The following is a 17361-nucleotide window of genomic DNA, read 5'->3' as shown; positions in this document are numbered from 1 at the left end:
TTGAGCGACGGCCTTGCAACCGACGACCTGCCGAGGAGTGACGATTCGAAGAGCTGGATCGACTGGACGACGGTGCAGCAATCGCGTGCCTCGGATCCGGCCGGTTCCGCCTGGGTGTCGGCCAATGCCGGATCCGGCAAGACGCATGTCCTGACCCAGCGGGTGATCCGTCTGCTGCTTGCGGGCTGCCGCCCCTCCTCCATTCTCTGCCTCACCTATACCAAGGCTGCGGCATCCGAAATGTCGAACCGGGTGTTCCAGCGGCTCTCCGAATGGACGGTGCTTGCCGATGAGGAGTTGCGCAAGCGGATCGCGGCTATCGAAGGTTCTGAGCCGGATTCGTTCAAGCTTGCGGAGGCAAGGCGGCTGTTTGCCAAGGCGCTGGAGACGCCCGGCGGGCTGAAGATCCAGACCATCCATGCCTTCTGCGAGGCGCTGCTGCACCAGTTTCCGCTAGAGGCCAATGTTGCCGGGCATTTTTCCGTGCTCGACGACCGGGCAGCGTCTGCGCTCCTGGCCGAGGCGCGACGGTCTCTGTTGACCGCCACATCGGCGGAGGGCGACGCTGAGCTTGCCGAGGCCTTCGCCCATGTGCTCGATCTCGGTGATGAGTTCGGGCTGGACACGCTGCTTTCCGATATCGTCACCAACCGCACCGCGATCCGCCGCTTCGTGGCCGAGGCTGACCATCAGGGTGGGATCGGACCGCGGCTCAGGCAACTGCTCGGCTTGGGCGAAGCGGACACCGAGGAAAGCGTGGCGGAGAGCTATTGGCCGCTTCCCGGTCTCTCCGGCATCACGCTCGATCTCTATCTGTCGCTCGCCGACCAGAAAGGCGGTTCCACCGTTCATGAGGTGGCCTATGGGCTGAGGGTGGTGGCGAAGGAGCCGGAGGCTGCCAAGAGGGCCGAGCATCTGGAATCGATCTTCCTCACCGCCAAGGGCACGGTGAAGGCGGATCGCAGCCTGATTGCCAGCGCCATGGTGAAGATCGCGCCGGAGTTGGCGAGCGCGATCGATCAGGCCCGCAACCATGTCTTTGCCTGCCGGGATCGTCTGCGGCTGGTGCGGATGTTTGTCGCGACCAAGGCGGCACTGACGCTCGCCGAACGTCTGACCGAGGATTACGAGGAGCTGAAGCGGCGGCGCAGCCTGCTCGATTTCGAGGACCTGATTGCCCGCACGGCCGATCTTCTGACCCGCGACAGTGTCGGTGCCTGGGTGCATTACAAGCTCGACCAGGGCATCGATCATATCCTTGTCGACGAGGCGCAGGACACGAGCCCGATCCAGTGGACGGTGGTCAAGTCGCTGGCGGAGGATTTCTATTCCGGTGCCAGTGCGCGTGAAACGCTGCGGACGATCTTTGCGGTGGGCGACGAGAAGCAGTCGATCTATTCCTTCCAGGGCGCAAGGCCGGAACGGTTTGCCGAGGAGCGTAGCGCCACGCAAGTTCAGGTTCGCGACAGTGGGCAGGCATTTCACGCGATCCGGCTTCCCCTCTCCTTCCGCTCCACAGCCGATGTGCTTTCGGCCGTCGACCAGGTCTTCTCGGTGGCAGAGAATGCCAAGGGGCTGAGCGCCGATGGCGATCCGGTGCAGCATCGGTCGAACCGGATGGGCCATGCCGGCGCCGTCGATCTCTGGGACGTGGTGGCGCCTGACGTTTCCGAACAGGAAGAGGACTGGACCGCCCCCTTCGATTCCACCCCGGACAAGGCGCCGGTCGCAATCCTCGCAAGCCGGATCGCGGCGCGGATCGGCGAGATGATCGGGCGTGAAACGATCATCGAGAAGGGTGAGCAGCGGGCAATCGAGCCGGGCGACATTCTGGTTCTGGTGCGCAAGCGCGATGCCTTCGTCAATGCGCTGACACGAGCGCTGAAACGCGGCGGCAATATTCCGGTGGCCGGTGCCGACCGCTTGCGGCTGACGAGCCATATCGCCGTGCAGGATCTTTTGGCGCTCGGGCGCTTTCTGCTTCTGCCTCAGGACGACCTGTCGCTTGCGGCGCTGTTGAAGAGCCCCCTCTTCAATCTGTCCGAAGAGGATGTGTTCGAGATCGCGGCGCTTCGGCCTGAGGGGGAGAGCGCCTGGGCAGAACTCAACCGGCTGGCGGAAGAGCAGCCGTTGCGGTTCCGCGATGCGACCGAGCGGTTGCAGCACATGCTTGTCCTGTCACGCGCCCTGAGCCCACATGATCTCTATGCCCGGCTGCTTGGACAGTATGGCGGGCGCCGAAAATTTCTGGCGCGGCTCGGGACCGAGGCCGGGGATATTCTCGACGAGTTCCTGACCTTTGCGCTGGACCACGAGACATCGGGCCTGCCCGGCCTGCAGGCCTTCGTCTCGACGCTGGAACTGGAGAGCCCGGAGGTGAAGCGCGAGCAGGATGGCGGCCGCAACGAGGTGCGGATCATGACCGTGCATGCCTCCAAGGGCCTCGAGGCGCCGGTCGTGTTTCTGGTCGACAGCAATTCCAAGGCCTTCAATTCGTCGCATGTGGCGAAGTTCCGGATGCTGAAGACGAGTGTCGGCGAGGTGCCGGCGTGGCTGGCCGGCAAGGGTCTTTCCAACACGCTGACGGTTGCCGACGAGGAACGGCTGAAGATTTCGGCGGAAGAGGAGAACCGCCGGCTGCTCTATGTGGGCATGACGCGGGCCGCCGACTGGCTGATCGTCTGCGGCTATCGCGGCGTGCGGGACAATCCCGATAGCTGGCAGGCGCTGATTTCGCGCGCCCTGATGCTCGATGAAGATCATTGCAGTGCTGCGACCTTCAGCGGACCGGAGGGCGAATGGGGTGGTCTTCGCTGGCGGTTGCCGGTCTCGGCGGGCAAGACCGTGCCCGTGGCGGAGCATGGAGCCGCCGAGGCGGCCGAGAGGCCGAGCCTGCCCCCTGCCCTGTTCAAACCTTTATCGCCGCAGAAGATCCTGCCGCGACCGCTCAGCCCGTCGGGCGCCGGCACGATGATCGACGACGATGCCGATGATCTGATCGTCACCTCGCCACTCTTCGGCGAGAAGGCCTCTGGAAGCCTTGCCTTGCAGAAGGGCAAGCTCGTTCACCGGATGATGCAGATGCTGACGGAATTTCCCGAGGCCGAACGAGAAGCCGCCGCGCAGCGCTATCTCGATCGCGCAGCGCGTTTCTGGCCGCAACGGGAACGAGATGATCTGGTCACCAGCATCATGGCGGTGCTGACCCATGCGGACCTCGCTCCGGTGTTTTCGGCTCGCAGCCAGTCGGAAGTATCGATCATGGGGACGCTGGCGCTGGAGGGGCAGGAGTTTGCCATTTCCGGACGTATCGACCGGCTGGTGGAAACCGACAACCGGGTGATCATCCTCGACTATAAGACCAACCGGGTGCCGCCGATCGAGACGGATGCCGTGCCGCTGTCGCACCGGGCGCAGCTGGCGATCTATCGCGAGATCCTTGGCCCCCTCTATCCGGGCAGGATCATCGACTGCATACTGGTCTATACCGAGACGGCGAAGATCATCACATTACCTGTCGAGCTGATGGCGCGTTCGCTTGCGGAGCTCAAAACAAAGTGACATGACGGTTATTGAAAAGGATCAATGCCGTCCTCACATTTGCACTAACAAACGAATCGAAGGAGAGCCCGATGGCTACCGTGAAAGTCGATACCAACAATTTCCAGGCCGAAGTGCTGAACTCCGCTGAGCCGGTGGTCGTCGACTTCTGGGCCGAATGGTGCGGTCCGTGCAAGATGATCGCCCCGAGCCTTGAAGAGATCGCAACCGAGCTTTCCGGCAAGGTCAAGGTCGCCAAGCTCAATATCGACGAGAACCCGGAACTGGCCGCCCAGTTCGGCGTGCGCTCGATCCCGACGCTTGCCATGTTCAAGGGCGGCGAAGTGGCGGACATCAAGGTTGGCGCCGCTCCGAAGACGGCCCTCTCGGCCTGGATTTCCAGCGCTGCCTAAACGCTTAACAAAGTGTTTCACGTGAATCCGAAAACCCGGCTGGTCCCCAGCCGGGTTTTTTGCTGCCCTCTGGGATAATCGCCAATCCAAATAACGGACAGAGTCCTCCCTTGGTGCCTTTGGCGGTTTTGAAATTTCGGCATTTCAAAATCTCGGCCGGGACACATCGGGTGCCTCGAATGAAATTTTTATAAAGTGACACACGGCGTGTCCCGTTCGGTGTGTTTTTCCGCGCAACTCCGGTCCGTCTGCGGCGGGTTTGATGCCTTGCGGCACTGACCCGGTATGTGTGCGACACACGCACGTCCCCGTTCTTCAAGGAGAGGCAGACCATTTTCTGCGCGGCCCCCGGCGTCCCGCTTGCATAAGGGCGTTTCTCCGAATCACCGGCTCCGCCTCGCCGGCAATGCAGACCGGTGTAGCCGAAGCGGAACGGCATGATTGTAGGCACAGGTTTTGAGGGCGGGGATGAAGATGGCGAGAGATTTTTTCCTCAATAACGCCCCTCTGCGAGGCGAATGAAACAAGACCTCACCACGCCGGGGTTGAGACACGTGTCTCAACCCGTCCTTCGGACCCCCGCAAGGGAGAGGGCTTAACCCAGCCGTTCCGCTGCAGACCAATCGAGGCAAGCGGGCGAAGCGAGTCCTCTTCCCCTTGTGGGGGAGATGGCCGGCAGGCCAGAGGGGGAATCGCGGGCGATGGTTTTCGGCAAAGACGGAGTAGCGGGTAGGAGATGGCCCGAAGATCATCCCGTCAGGTCGGCGGCGTCTCGTTGTCGGCCAGAACGTTTCCGGCGAAATAGAGCGAACCGCCAATCAGAATGCGCGGTGGCGGCCGATCGGGGATCTGACGGATATCGATCTCCTGCAGGGCCTCCACGACCGAGCCCGCCGGCTCCGCCACAAGGCCGGCATCGAAGGCTGCATGCGCCAGCACGACAGGGTCGAGCCCCGCCTCGCTGTCACGGATGCGGATGGTGAAGACATGTTCGGCAAGATCGGCGAAGGCGCGGAAATAACCGACCGGATCCTTCGTATTGATCATGCCCGTGATCAGATAGAGCGGGCGCGGCTGGCGTTCCTCGCAGGCGGCCATGGCCTCGGCGATGACCTCGCCACCGGCGGGATTGTGCCCGCCATCCAGCCAGATCTCGGCTCCCGCTGGAGCCGCATCGAGCAACCTGCCTTCGGTCAATCGTTGCAGGCGTGCCGGCCATTCGACACCGATCATCGCCTTTTCCATCATCACGTCGGTCACCGTGAAGCCCGCAGCCTTGACGGCACGGATGGCGGCCGCGGCATTGGCATATTGATGCCGGCCGGGAAGCCGTGGCAGCGGCAGATCGTGAAGACCATCCTCATCCTGATAGATCAGGCGACCGAATTCCTCGTGAGCGGAAAAATCCTGGCCGTAGACGGAAAGCGGGCAATCGAGACGGTCAGCGGTGGAAATCAGCACTTCGCGGGCCGCATCGAATTCCTGCTGGCCGATGACGACAGGTTGGCGACGCTTCATGATGCCGGCCTTCTCGGCCGCGATCAGCTCCACCCGGTCGCCAAGATAGGCCTGGTGATCGAGCGCGATGGGCATGATGACCGAGACGGCGGGTTTGGGGATGACATTGGTGGCATCGAAACGACCGCCGAGCCCAACTTCCAGCACGACGACATCGGCCGGCTGTTCGGAGAACAGAAGGAAGGTCGCCGCCGTGAGAATCTCGAATACAGTAATGGTCTGGCCGTCATTGGCAGCAGCCACGCGACGCAGGGCGTCGGCAAGAAGCGCATCTTCAACCAGCTGGCCGCGACCGCCCTTCACGCCGATGCGAAAACGCTCGTGCCAATGGACCAGATGCGGCGAGGTATGAACGTGAACCGCATAGCCGCCGGCTTCAAGAAGCGCCCGACAGAAGGCCGTGCAGGAGCCTTTCCCGTTTGTTCCGGCCACATGAATGACCGGCGGCAATTTCAGATGCGGGTTTCTGAGCGCTTCGAGCAGCCGGGTAATCCTGCCGAGCGATAGATCGAAGCCCTTCGGATGAAGGGTCATCAGCCGCTCGATTTCCTGCTCGGCCGCGCTTGCTACGGGCTGGTTCTTGATGGACATCCCGAAGCTCCGACTGGTGTCTTCTGGTTTCAGGCGATGGCGGCAACCGGTGCCGGCAAAGCTTCCTGCACGGGCTGTTTCATCAGCATGCGAAGGATCCTGGCCAGTGTCTCCGGAATGTCGTGACGCTTGACGACCATATCGACCATGCCGTGTTCCAGGAGGTATTCAGAGGTCTGGAAGCCTTCCGGCAGCTTTTCACGCAGGGTCTGCTCGATAACGCGCTTGCCGGCAAAGCCGATTTCGGCACCCGGCTCGGCGATATGGACATCACCCAGCATCGCATAGGATGCCGTGACGCCGCCGGTGGTCGGATTGGTCAGCACGCAGATATAGGGAAGACCGGCTTCCTTGAGCAGGTCAACGGCAACCGTGGTGCGCGGCAGCTGCATCAGCGACAGGATGCCTTCCTGCATGCGGGCACCGCCAGAAGCCGGGAAGATGATGAGGGCACATTTTTCAGAGAGCGCGCGTTCGGCCGCCTTCACGATCGCCTCGCCGGCTGCCATGCCGAGCGAACCACCGATGAAGTTGAACTCATGCACGACGGCCACGAGCTTGACGCCGTGAACGGTGCCGAGACCCGAGAGGATCGTATCTTCCTGCTCGGTCTTCAGACGGCTGTCCTTGAGGCGGTCAGCATATTTCTTGCTGTCGCGGAATTTCAGCGGGTCCTGGGCGACCTTGGGCTGCGGCAGGGCTTCATATTCGCCGCCGTCGAAGAGATCCTTCAGGCGTGCCTTGGCCGGCATCTTCATGTGGAAGCCGGAGGCCGGAATGACCCATTTGTTCTCTTCCAGGTCCTTGTGGAAGACCATCTCGCCCGTTTCCGGGCACTTGATCCAGAGATTTTCCGGAACTTCGCGACGACCCAGCATGGAGTTGATGCGCGGTCGAACGTAATTGGTGATCCAGTTCACTTGGGGTACTCCGATAAGATAGTGTCGGGCCTTATGTGGGCCAGTTATTCGGCCGCAGCAAGGCGTGCCGACCGCACGCCCGTTGCAAGACCGCTGACAAAGGTGGAAACGGCGGAAATCGTATCCGGTGTCGCCGCACCATCCTTGGTGAGGCTTCCGGCCACCTGGACGACGATCGCCGTGCCGACGACGACGCCATCGGCGGCCGCGCCGATTGCCCTTGCATGATCGGCCGTCTTGACGCCGAAGCCGACGCAGACGGGAAGATCCGTATGGCCCTTGATGCGCGCGACGGCACCCGAGATCAGCGACGGATCCGGCAAAGCCGACCCGGTGATGCCGTTCATCGAGACATAATAGACGAAGCCGGACGTATGCTTCATCACCGCCGGCAGACGCTTTTCGTCGGTCGTCGGCGTCGTCAGGCGGATGAAGCTGATGCCCTTGGCAAGTGCCGGAATGCAGAGTTCGTCATCCATTTCGGACGGCAGATCAACGACGATCAAGCCATCGATCCCGCATGCGAGCGCGTCGTCGAGGAATTTGTCGACGCCATAGATATAGATGGGATTGTAATAGCCCATCAGCACGATCGGCGTTTCCTTGTCTTCCTGGCGGAAGAGGCGGGCGAGCTCCAGCGTCTTGGCCAGCGTCTGCCCGGCCTTCAACGCGCGTTGGCCGGCAAGCTGGATGGCAACGCCATCGGCCATCGGATCGGAAAAGGGCATGCCCAGTTCGATCACGTCCGCGCCTGCTGCCGGAAGCGCCTTCATAATGCCGAGCGAAGTATCGAAATCCGGATCGCCACCCATGAAATAGGTGATCAGCGCCGGCCGTCCTTCGGCCTTCAGCTTGGCGAAACGTGTATCCATTCTGGAAGTCATGATTACAGCCCCATTCCGAGGATCTTGCCGACGGTGAAGATGTCCTTGTCGCCGCGACCGGACAGGTTGACGAGGATGATCTCCTCCTTGCCCATCTTGGGTGCCCGCTTGATGACTTCGGCAATTGCGTGGCTCGGTTCCAGCGCCGGGATGATGCCTTCGAGCCTTGTCAGAAGCTGGAAGGCTTCGAGCGCTTCGTTATCCATGATCGGCACGTATTCTGCACGGCCGATATCGTTCAGCCAGCTGTGCTCGGGACCGATGCCGGGATAATCGAGGCCGGCGGAGATCGAGTGGCCTTCGAGGATCTGGCCGTCGCCATCCTGCAGGAGATAGGTGCGGTTGCCATGAAGCACGCCGGGCGAGCCGGCGGTGATCGATGCGCAATGTTCATTGCCGTCGATGCCGTGGCCGCCAGCCTCAACGCCGACGATCTTGACACTCTCGTCATCGAGGAAGGGGTGGAAGATGCCGATCGCATTCGAACCGCCACCGACGGCTGCAATGACCACGTCCGGCAGCTTGCCTTCCGCCTCGAGGATCTGGGCGCGGGCTTCGGTGCCGATGACGGACTGGAAGTCACGGACCATTTCCGGATAGGGATGCGGGCCTGCCGCGGTGCCGATAAGATAATAGGTGTCGTCGACATTGGTGACCCAGTCACGCAGCGCCTCGTTCATGGCATCCTTCAGCGTGCCGGCACCTGCCGTAACCGGCTTGACCTCGGCACCGAGGAGCTTCATGCGGAAGACATTCGGCGCCTGGCGCTCGACGTCGGTCGCACCCATGTAGACGACGCAGGGAAGGCCGAAACGGGCGGCAACGGTGGCAGAGGCCACGCCATGCTGGCCGGCACCGGTTTCGGCGATGATGCGGGTCTTGCCCATGCGCTTGGCCAGCAGGATCTGGCCGATGCAGTTGTTGATCTTGTGCGAACCGGTGTGGTTCAGCTCTTCGCGCTTGAAATAGATCTTGGCGCCGCCGAGATGTTCGGTCAGCCGCTCGGCGTAATAGAGCGGGCTCGGGCGGCCGATATAATGCGTGCCGAGCTCGGCCATTTCCTTCTGGAAGACCGGATCGCTCTTGGCCTTTTCCCACTCCGCCTGCAGATCGAGGATCAGCGGCATGAGCGTTTCGGCAACGAAGCGGCCGCCGAAAATGCCGAAACGGCCATCTTCATCGGGGCCGGAGCGGAAGGAATTGGGTTTAGGCGTCTCGTTCACTCTCTACTCCTTCAGCGCTTCTTCGGAGCCGCATCGGCGACCGCATCGAAAAACGCGTCAATCATTCCAAGGTCCTTTACGCCCGGGGCGCTTTCCACTCCGGAGGATACATCGATACCCGTTGCCCGCGTCGATGCGAGCGCAAGTGCGACATTATCCTTGTTCAGCCCTCCGGAAAGCATGTAATCCACGCCTTCGTCAAGCGAACGCATCAAGCTCCAGTCAAAGGAAACGCCGTTACCGCCGGGCAATTGTGATCCTTTCGGCGCCTTGGCATCGAAGAGAAAGCGGTCAGCGACACCGATAAAGGGATCGACACGATCCAGATCCGCCTGCTCCCTGATCGAAAAGACCTTCATGACCGGCAGCCCGTAAATCGCCTTGATATGAAGAATGCGTTCCGGGGTCTCGTGCCCGTGCAATTGCAATATGTCCGGCCTCAGCAGCGAGACGATATCGTCAAGCTCTTCATCGCCGGCATCGACGGTTACCGCAACGATCTTGACCCGTCCGCGCACCCTGTCGGCCAGTTCACCGGCGATCTCGGGCGCGATGTTGCGGGGGCTCTTTTCGAAAAAGATGAAGCCGATATGCGACGCGCCGCGGGCGACCGCGCGGTCTACGGCCTCAGCCGTACTCAAGCCACAGATTTTGACGTCCAGTTTCATGACGGCGGAGTGACATGAAATCTCGGCGGAGTCGAGGCATTTTCGTGTCGGAGCGACCATTCAAATACGGATTGTCAGACCAGTCAGCAACGGCTCGTAACGTTCGAATCGTGACCCGCTCACGCTTCGTGAATGACTGATATATGAGTTTTCACTCATGAAAGTTTTTATGTGAGCCAACGGGAAAAGAAATGGAATTTCCGTAGTTTGGCACCAAGCGAAAGATAATTGATCAAAGGCGCAAATTGAGGTAGCTTATTCCCTGCCGCGATGATTTGTGGAATTTTTTGGCGGGGTAATATGACGAGGATGACTGTGGCTGTTTCGCGAGCAGCACTTTGCCTGGCCGCTGGGGGCCTTCTCTCGGCGTGCACGAGCACACAGAACGTTTCGTCGGTCGATTCCGCGCCCAAATCGACCAAGCTGGCTGCTGCCCATACGGGCCCGCAGAAGACCGTCTACAGCTATACGAACAAAGATCGCGAATGCCTGAAGCGCGCGATGTATTTCGAATCCGAGCGCTCCAGCGAAAATGGTTTTCTGGCCGTCGGCAGCGTGATCATGAACCGTCTGACGTCGGGCATGTATGCGCCGACCATCTGTGGCGTCGTTGCCCAGAAGAACCAGTTCGCGCCGGGCGTCATGACCCGCAAGATGGATGAGGCAACCGCGCCCGATCTTAACGAGGCGGCCGATGCCGTCCTGAAGGGTGCACGTCACCCCGGCGTCAAAGACGCGATGTTCTTCCATACACAGGGCTACAAGTTCCCTTATAACAACATGCATTATGTTGCTGCGGCCGGTGGTAACGTCTTCTACGAAAAGCGTGACGAAGACGGTAACCTTGAGACGGCAGCACCGAAGCCGGTCAACAGCTACATTCTCGCCTATGCATCGAACGATCCGGAGCAGAACCCTGCCCTGTCGTCGTCGGTTCTCGCAGAGGCCGCCAGCATGGCCGCCGCGGCTCCTCAGGTTGCTGCGGCAGCGCCTGCGGCCGCCGCCGGCTCCATCCAGACCGCTGCACCTGCGCAGACCGCAACAGTTGCCGGCGTAAGCGAAGGTCGCGTCGGGGCTCAGCCTGCCGTGGCGCTTGCAACTGCGCCCAAGCCGCCGCTTGCACCGGTCATCACCGCAGCGATCGCGCGCGCCAGCATGGACGAGGCTTTCGATACCGCCTATTCGGCACCGCAGAACTCTTCCTACACGCAGGCCCATCTCTATCAGGCCAGCCTGGAAAGCGGTTCGAACATTCCCGTGCCGGCTGCACGGCCGCGTGTGAGCGCCCAGAAGCGCCAGGCCGCAGGAATGGCAATGGCCGATTCCGCTGCAGTGCCGAGCCAGGAAAACTGGGCGATGCGGACCGGCGACTGGCAGTAAGAGGGCGATTGGCAGCAAGAGCCGGGCGCCGATCGAACAGACCGATCAGCTGAAATCTATTGCGTGAAGTTGTGAGCCGTGAGTTTTCAGCCAACGGCGCGCTTCTTCCATTCTCGGGCAAAGCTCCTTGCAGAGCGCCCAGAATTTCGGTCCGTGGTTCATTTCCTTCAGATGCGCCACTTCATGCGCTGCCAGATAGTCGATGACGACGGGCGGTGCCATGACGATGCGCCAGGAAAAGCTCAGGTTTCCATCCCACGAACAGGATCCCCAGCGGCTGCGGGTATCCTTCATCGAGACCGAGGCAACGGGCTTGCGTATCGAGGCAGCATGCCGACGCGCGAGCGCCTCGAGTTCGCGGCGGGCCTCCTTCTTGAGGAAGGTCGAAATTCTCCGACCCATGTGATCCTCAAGCCCGCTCACCCTCAGCACCGGCTGACCGTCGACAACCACGGCCTCCGTCACCCCTCGCAAGGAGCCCGTATGCTCGATACGATGCTCGACACCGCGCAGGCAGATGCGGCCGCCCGGCCTGATCGGATTGTCGAGCGAGAACTTGGCGAGCTTTGTTTTCAGCCAGCCATCGTGCCTTGCCAGAAAGTCATCCACCTCGACGTGGCGAAGCCCGACAGGGATGGTGAGATTGAGCGCCCGGCCACCGGGTTCGATCCGCAGGGTGATGCGGGTCGCGCGGCTGTTTTCCTTGATTGTCAGCGGCATGGTGCGATCGCCGACATCAAGGGTGCGCTTGACCGTTTCGAGTGGTCTGGCGGAGCGGCGGACAGGCTTCTTGAGGAGCGCGAACATATTTCATCCTTACCCGATTCCCCGGATTTCCGGCACGAAAAAAGCCGATGCCGTCAAGGCACCAGCTCCTTTCCGATCAAATTTCGCCGAAAATCAGAGATCGACAACCGGCTGGTCGCCCGAGGGCCTGTTCTTCCGCTCGCGCATGAAACGATCGAACTCTTCCTGATCCTTCGCCCTGCGCAGCTCGCGCATATAGCTGTCGAAGTCCTCGCGCATCTGATCGAGCTTGCGCCGCTCCTCCTCGATCCGGTCGAGTTCGGCCCGGCGCCATTCATCGAATGCCATGTTACCGGTGGAGAACGGCGTCCTGTAACTCTGGCCCGCCTTGCGGCAGTTTGAAAACCATTTAGCGGGACCGCCAGCATCTGCCTTGAAGCCCTGCAGCCGGTCACCGAAGATGATGTAGGCAAGCATTGCCAGGCCGAGAGGCCAGAATACGACGAAACCGAGCACCATGAGAGCAATGGTGGCCGGTGTCCAACCGGGACGGATCAATGCAGACTGGTTCATGGGTCACCCTTAAGGTTGCAGCGGGCGGCCGCACGCCAACCCGACGGAATCGATTTGGTGACACCCCGATCGCCCTTCAAGAAGATCGAAGATTAAATCGGTGAAGACACTGAAAAGACGTGAATAATTCCGCTCAACCTGGCTTCTTTGGGGTTCTTTTCCTTGCAGGCCGCGGCTTTGCCGCCGGCTTTTCTGCCTGGCGGGCACCGCCATGCAGCCGCGTGAACTCCACTATCCGCGGTGCAATCTCCCGACGAAAACGCGAGCCATTGAATACGCCGTAATGGCCTACATCCGGTTGCACATAATGGAGGCGCAGCGCATCGGGAACATTCGGGCAGATGGCGTGTGCCGCCTCTGTCTGGCCGAGCCCCGAAATGTCGTCATTCTCTCCCTCGACGGTCATCAGTGCGACATGGCGTATCGCGGCTGTATTCACCGGCACGCCGCGATGCAGCATCTCACCCTGGGGGAGAGCATGGCGGATGAAGACGGTATCAACCGTCTGCAGGTAGAACTCCTCCGTCAGGTCCATGACGGCCAGATATTCATCGTAGAAATCACGATGCCTCTCTGCGGATTCCCCGTCATGCTTGACGAGATGTTCGAAGAATTCGCGATGCGCCACCACGTGTCGGTCGAGATTCATCGACATGAAACCCGAGAGCTGCAGGAAACCCGGATAGACAGGCCGCATGAATCCGGGCTGCGGGAACGGCACCGTCATGATGACATTGTCTCTGAACCAGTCGAGCGAATGTTCCTTGGCGAGCTTGTTGACAGCGGTCGGATTCTTGCGCGTGTCGATCGGCCCGCCCATCAGGATCATGGAAGCGGGCAGTGCGGGATCGCCCCGCTTTTCCATCACCGCGATGGCCGCCAGAACCGGCACCGACGGCTGGCAGACGCCGATCACATGCGCACCGGCACCCAACTGGTGCAGCATTTCAATGACGTAATCGATATAATCGTCCAGATCGAAATTACCCTCGGTGACCGGTACCATGCGCGCATCCACCCAATCGGTGATGTAGATATCGGCATATGGCAGCAAGGCCTCGACGGTGCCGCGCAGCAATGTCGCGTAGTGACCGGACATGGGTGCGACCAGAAGGATCCTCTGATCAAGCGGTCTGCCCTCAGGTAGATCGCGCTTGAAATGCAGCAGGTTGCAGAAGGGTTTCGACCAGGCCACTTCTTCTACGACAACGATTTCCTCGCCGTCGACCACCGTCTCGGTCAGTCCGAAGGCGGGCTTTGCGTAGCGTCGCGTTGCCCGCTCGAAGACCTCGAGGCTGGCGGTGAGTGTTCTGCCCAGAACGGTCTGCGAGAGCGGGTTGAGCGGATTGCCGGCAACGAAGCGCAATGCCTCCGCACCGGCGCGAAAAGGCGCCAGCGCAGCGTGGTTCAACTCGTAAAGCTGATAGAACATGATCGAGCTGCCCTTCATGGCCCTCTCCTCCTGCCATTGAAAGCTCCCGGGAGGCACGACATCGGTCATGGCTCCCTCTCCTATGCCATCTATGACCTACCCAAACTGCCTTGTCACCAACGGCGGACGCCACGACGATTGCCAAGCACGCCTCAAGAGCTATCTTCCCCTTCACAAAAGAAGGAGCCGGCGATGACCAGCAGCAATTCCAGAACATCCGAGTATCCGATAGACGCATTCTTCCTCGATCGCTGGTCGCCTCGCGCCTTCACCGATGAACGTATCGACCGGGACGTCATGCTGACCATATTGGACGCCGCCCATTGGGCGCCCTCGTCCGGCAACAACCAGCCATGGCGCTTCATCTATGGCCTGAGGGGAACGCCCGCCTTTGACACCATTCTCGATCTGCTGGTTGCCGGAAATCAGCGATGGGCCAGGAATTCAGCCGCACTGATCGTCATCGTATCGAAAAGCTATCGAGTCGCCTCCAACGGCGAGCACAAGCCCGCCTATACCCATTCCTTCGATACGGGCTCGGCCTGGTTCTCGGTCATCGCCCAAGCCATGAAACTCGGTTATCACGCCCATGGAATGGAGGGGTTCGACAAGGAGAAGGCCGTCGAGGTTCTCGGATTGCCGGATGGATTTCGCGTCGAGGCGGCGGCAGCCATCGGGCGGATGGCGGACAAGGCAACGCTTCCAGAGGAACTTCGTGAGCGCGAGGTGCCGAGTGGGCGCAAGGCAGTAGCCGAGATTGCATTCGAAGGAAAATTCAGCGGCGAGGCCTGATACAACCGACTGAAATGGCCGACTTCACGTGAATCGTTAGCCGGATATGACAACGGGGCCATATGGCCCCGTTTTGCATGCGGTAAATGACGGATCGGCGCCTCAGATATCGAGGTTGGCGACGCTCAAGGCGTTATCCTGGATGAACTCGCGGCGCGGCTCGACTTCGTCGCCCATCAGGCGAGAGAAAAGGCCGTCGGCATCGGTCGCGTCCGTGACCTTGACCTGGAGCAGCGAGCGAACGTTCGGATCGAGCGTCGTTTCCCAGAGCTGCTCGGCATTCATTTCCCCGAGCCCCTTGTAGCGCTGCATCGACAAGCCCTTGCGGCCGGCTGCGAAAATAGCGTCCAGAAGTGCGCGCGGCCCGGAGATTTCCTGCTGGCCATCCTTGCGGGCAAGAATGGGAGAGGTCGAGTAGATCTCCTGCAAGCGGCCGGACAACTGGTCGATATAGCGGGCGTCGGTGGAGCCGATCAGCGCGTTATCGATGAAGGCCACTTCGCGGACGCCACGCACCATGCGCTCGAAACGCAGGCCGCCTTCATCCGTCACATGGCCGCTCCAGCCGCGCTCCGTCTCCTCGGCGATCATGTCAAGGCGCCTCGCGACTTCGTCGGCCGTCTGCTGGGCGCGCTCGCGGTTGTCGGTCAGATCCGGATTGAGCGCACCGGCAATGGCAGCCTGTTCGATGATAGAGCGGTTGTAACGCGAATGCAGTCCATCGACGAGCGAGCGAAGGCGCTGGGCATCGTGGATGACTTCGCGCATGTCTTCGCCGGCACGAACTTCACCGGAGCCGAGCGTCAGGGTCGCTTCTTCGATACCCATGGTGATCAGGTATTCCTCGAGAGCCGCCTCGTTCTTGAGGTACTGCACCGACTTGCCGCGGGCTACCTTATAGAGCGGCGGTTGGGCGATGTAGATGTGGCCGCGTTCGATGAGTTCCGGCATCTGGCGGAAGAAGAAGGTGAGAAGAAGCGTGCGAATATGCGCCCCGTCCACGTCAGCGTCCGTCATGATGATGATCTTGTGATAGCGCAGCTTGTCGGCGTTGAACTCATCCTTGCCGATCGATGTGCCGAGTGCGGTGATCAGCGTGCCGATTTCCTGGCTGGACAGCATCTTGTCAAAGCGCGCACGCTCGACATTGAGGATCTTGCCGCGCAGCGGCAGGATCGCCTGGTTTTCACGCGAACGGCCCTGCTTGGCCGAACCGCCTGCCGAGTCGCCCTCGACGAGGAAGACTTCGGACTTGGACGGATCGCGCTCGGAGCAATCGGCGAGCTTGCCGGGCAGCGATGCGATATCCAGCACGCCCTTGCGGCGGGTCAGCTCACGCGCCTTGCGGGCCGCTTCACGGGCGACAGCGGCCTCGACAACCTTGCCGACCAGGACCTTTGCCTCATTCGGATGCTCTTCAAGCCACGAGCTGAGCGCTTCATTGACAAGGCTTTCCACAACCGGGCGAACTTCCGAGGAAACCAGTTTGTCCTTGGTCTGCGAGGAGAATTTCGGGTCGGGAACCTTGACCGAAAGAACTGCAGTAAGACCTTCGCGGCAATCATCACCGGTCAGCGAGACCTTTTCGCGCTTCATGATACCGGACGTATCAGCATAGGAGGTTATCTGACGCGTCAATGCCCCACGAAAACCGGCCATGTGAGTGCCGCCATCGCGCTGCGGGATGTTGTTGGTAAAGCAGAGAACATTCTCGTGGTAGCTGTCATTCCACCACATCGCCACTTCAACCGTCATGCCATCCTTCTCGCCCTTGATGGCGACAGGCTTTTCGACGAGCGGCTTCTTGGATCGGTCGAGATACTGGACGAAGGCTTCGAGGCCACCGTCATAGACCATTTCCTCTTCCTTGATGTCCGGCTTGCGCCGATCCGTGAGCCGGATTCTGACGCCGGAATTCAGGAAGGCCAGTTCGCGCAGGCGATGCTCGAGCGTGTTGTAATCATACTCGGTCATGGTGAAGGTTTCTGGGCTGGCCAGGAAGGTGACTTCCGTGCCCGAACGGCCCTCGTAATCGCCGATCACCTTCAGCGGCGCATCAGCCACCCCATGGGTGAAGTCGATTTCGTGGACCTTGCCATTGCGGCGGATCTTCAGCTTCAGCCAGACCGACAGCGCATTGACGACGGAAACGCCGACGCCGTGGAGACCGCCCGAAACCTTATAGGAATTCTGGTCGAACTTGCCGCCGGCATGCAGCTGGGTCATGATGACCTCGGCCGCCGAAACGCCCTCTTCCTTGTGGATGTCGGTCGGGATGCCGCGACCGTTATCGGTCACGCTGACGGAGCCATCGGGATTAAGGGTGACGGTGACGATATCGGCATGGCCGGCAAGGGCCTCGTCGATGGCGTTGTCGACCACCTCATAGACCATGTGGTGAAGACCGGAACCATCATCGGTATCACCGATATACATGCCGGGCCGTTTGCGAACCGCATCCAGGCCCTTCAACACCTTGATCGAATCGGCACCATATTCTGCACTCGCACCGTTTTCGCTGGCGGGTAGATCGGTCATTCAGTTTCTTCCAGGTTGGTTCTTTTTCAGTGACGCGCGAATCACCGCTGTTTCCGGTTCGAATATAGGAAATCCCGGGCTGACCCTAAAGGTTGGGCAGGCCCAAATGGCTGCGAAAGCCGTGGATGTTTCCGAGAAAAAT

13 protein-coding genes are annotated in these 17361 nt (G+C 60.7%); 4 read left to right on the top strand and 9 right to left on the bottom strand.

What is annotated here, in order from left to right:
- Both addA and trxA read left to right on the top strand, forming a co-directional pair.
- On the top strand, positions 1 to 3561 hold the full coding sequence (gene addA / locus NCHU2750_RS18910) for a double-strand break repair helicase AddA (RefSeq protein WP_502703857.1): 3561 nt from the start codon (positions 1 to 3) through the stop codon (positions 3559 to 3561).
- Positions 3562 to 3632: 71 nt separating this feature from the next.
- Positions 3633 to 3953, top strand: coding sequence for a thioredoxin (gene trxA / locus NCHU2750_RS18905; protein ID WP_119942122.1), 321 nt, complete (start codon positions 3633 to 3635; stop codon positions 3951 to 3953).
- A 756-nt stretch (positions 3954 to 4709) separates the two neighbouring features.
- On the opposite strand, the gene NCHU2750_RS18900 is transcribed toward trxA, so the two are convergent.
- Genes NCHU2750_RS18900 through NCHU2750_RS18880 form a run of 5 tightly spaced genes read right to left on the bottom strand, consistent with a single transcriptional unit; the run spans position 4710 to position 9757 of the window.
- On the bottom strand, positions 4710 to 6062 hold the full coding sequence (locus tag NCHU2750_RS18900) for a bifunctional folylpolyglutamate synthase/dihydrofolate synthase (RefSeq protein ID WP_245480286.1): 1353 nt from the start codon (positions 6060 to 6062) through the stop codon (positions 4710 to 4712).
- Positions 6063 to 6091: 29 nt separating this feature from the next.
- A complete protein-coding gene (accD, locus tag NCHU2750_RS18895) occupies positions 6092 to 6982 on the bottom strand; it encodes an acetyl-CoA carboxylase, carboxyltransferase subunit beta (RefSeq protein WP_119942120.1) in 891 nt (296 codons plus the stop codon).
- A gap of 44 nt (positions 6983 to 7026) precedes the next feature.
- On the bottom strand, positions 7027 to 7866 hold the full coding sequence (gene trpA, locus NCHU2750_RS18890; protein ID WP_119942118.1) for a tryptophan synthase subunit alpha: 840 nt from the start codon (positions 7864 to 7866) through the stop codon (positions 7027 to 7029).
- A gap of 2 nt (positions 7867 to 7868) precedes the next feature.
- The gene (gene trpB, locus NCHU2750_RS18885) at positions 7869 to 9089 is read right to left on the bottom strand and encodes a tryptophan synthase subunit beta (RefSeq protein WP_119942116.1); all 1221 of its coding nucleotides are present in this window, start codon (positions 9087 to 9089) and stop codon (positions 7869 to 7871) included.
- Between the two features lie 11 nt (positions 9090 to 9100).
- The gene (locus tag NCHU2750_RS18880; RefSeq protein ID WP_119942114.1) at positions 9101 to 9757 is read right to left on the bottom strand and encodes a phosphoribosylanthranilate isomerase; all 657 of its coding nucleotides are present in this window, start codon (positions 9755 to 9757) and stop codon (positions 9101 to 9103) included.
- Positions 9758 to 10057: 300 nt separating this feature from the next.
- Between NCHU2750_RS18880 and NCHU2750_RS18875 the strand changes: the two genes are divergently transcribed.
- Positions 10058 to 11137, top strand: a complete 1080-nt coding sequence (locus NCHU2750_RS18875) for a cell wall hydrolase (RefSeq protein WP_502703805.1) — start codon at positions 10058 to 10060, stop codon at positions 11135 to 11137.
- Positions 11138 to 11182: 45 nt separating this feature from the next.
- Here NCHU2750_RS18875 and NCHU2750_RS18870 read toward each other — a convergent pair whose 3' ends face one another.
- The 3 genes from NCHU2750_RS18870 to NCHU2750_RS18860 all read right to left on the bottom strand — a co-directional run bounded on the left by NCHU2750_RS18870 (position 11183) and on the right by NCHU2750_RS18860 (position 13889).
- Positions 11183 to 11944 carry a M48 family metallopeptidase gene (locus NCHU2750_RS18870; protein WP_119942110.1) on the bottom strand — a complete coding sequence of 254 codons (762 nt, stop codon included), beginning with the start codon at positions 11942 to 11944 and terminating at the stop codon, positions 11183 to 11185.
- Between the two features lie 93 nt (positions 11945 to 12037).
- Positions 12038 to 12457: a DUF2852 domain-containing protein gene (locus tag NCHU2750_RS18865; RefSeq protein WP_119942108.1), complete on the bottom strand. Its 420-nt coding sequence runs from the start codon at positions 12455 to 12457 to the stop codon at positions 12038 to 12040.
- A 133-nt stretch (positions 12458 to 12590) separates the two neighbouring features.
- Entirely contained in the window at positions 12591 to 13889 is a 1299-nt protein-coding gene (locus NCHU2750_RS18860) for a polyhydroxyalkanoate depolymerase (protein WP_119943531.1), read from the bottom strand.
- Positions 13890 to 14081: 192 nt separating this feature from the next.
- On the opposite strand from NCHU2750_RS18860, the gene NCHU2750_RS18855 reads away from it, so the two are divergent.
- Positions 14082 to 14681 carry a nitroreductase family protein gene (locus NCHU2750_RS18855; protein ID WP_119942106.1) on the top strand — a complete coding sequence of 200 codons (600 nt, stop codon included), beginning with the start codon at positions 14082 to 14084 and terminating at the stop codon, positions 14679 to 14681.
- Positions 14682 to 14783: 102 nt separating this feature from the next.
- Here the strand turns inward: NCHU2750_RS18855 and gyrB are convergent, their stop codons facing one another.
- Complete coding sequence (gyrB, locus tag NCHU2750_RS18850; protein ID WP_119942104.1) at positions 14784 to 17219, bottom strand: DNA topoisomerase (ATP-hydrolyzing) subunit B; 2436 nt, start codon at positions 17217 to 17219, stop codon at positions 14784 to 14786.
- Positions 17220 to 17361: the final 142 nt, after the last annotated feature.

This window comes from Neorhizobium sp. NCHU2750 (genome assembly GCF_003597675.1).
Taxonomy (GTDB): Bacteria; Pseudomonadota; Alphaproteobacteria; order Rhizobiales; family Rhizobiaceae; genus Neorhizobium.
The sequence above is the reverse complement of the archived record's forward strand: the minus strand, read 5'-3'. Positions and strand labels throughout refer to the sequence as shown.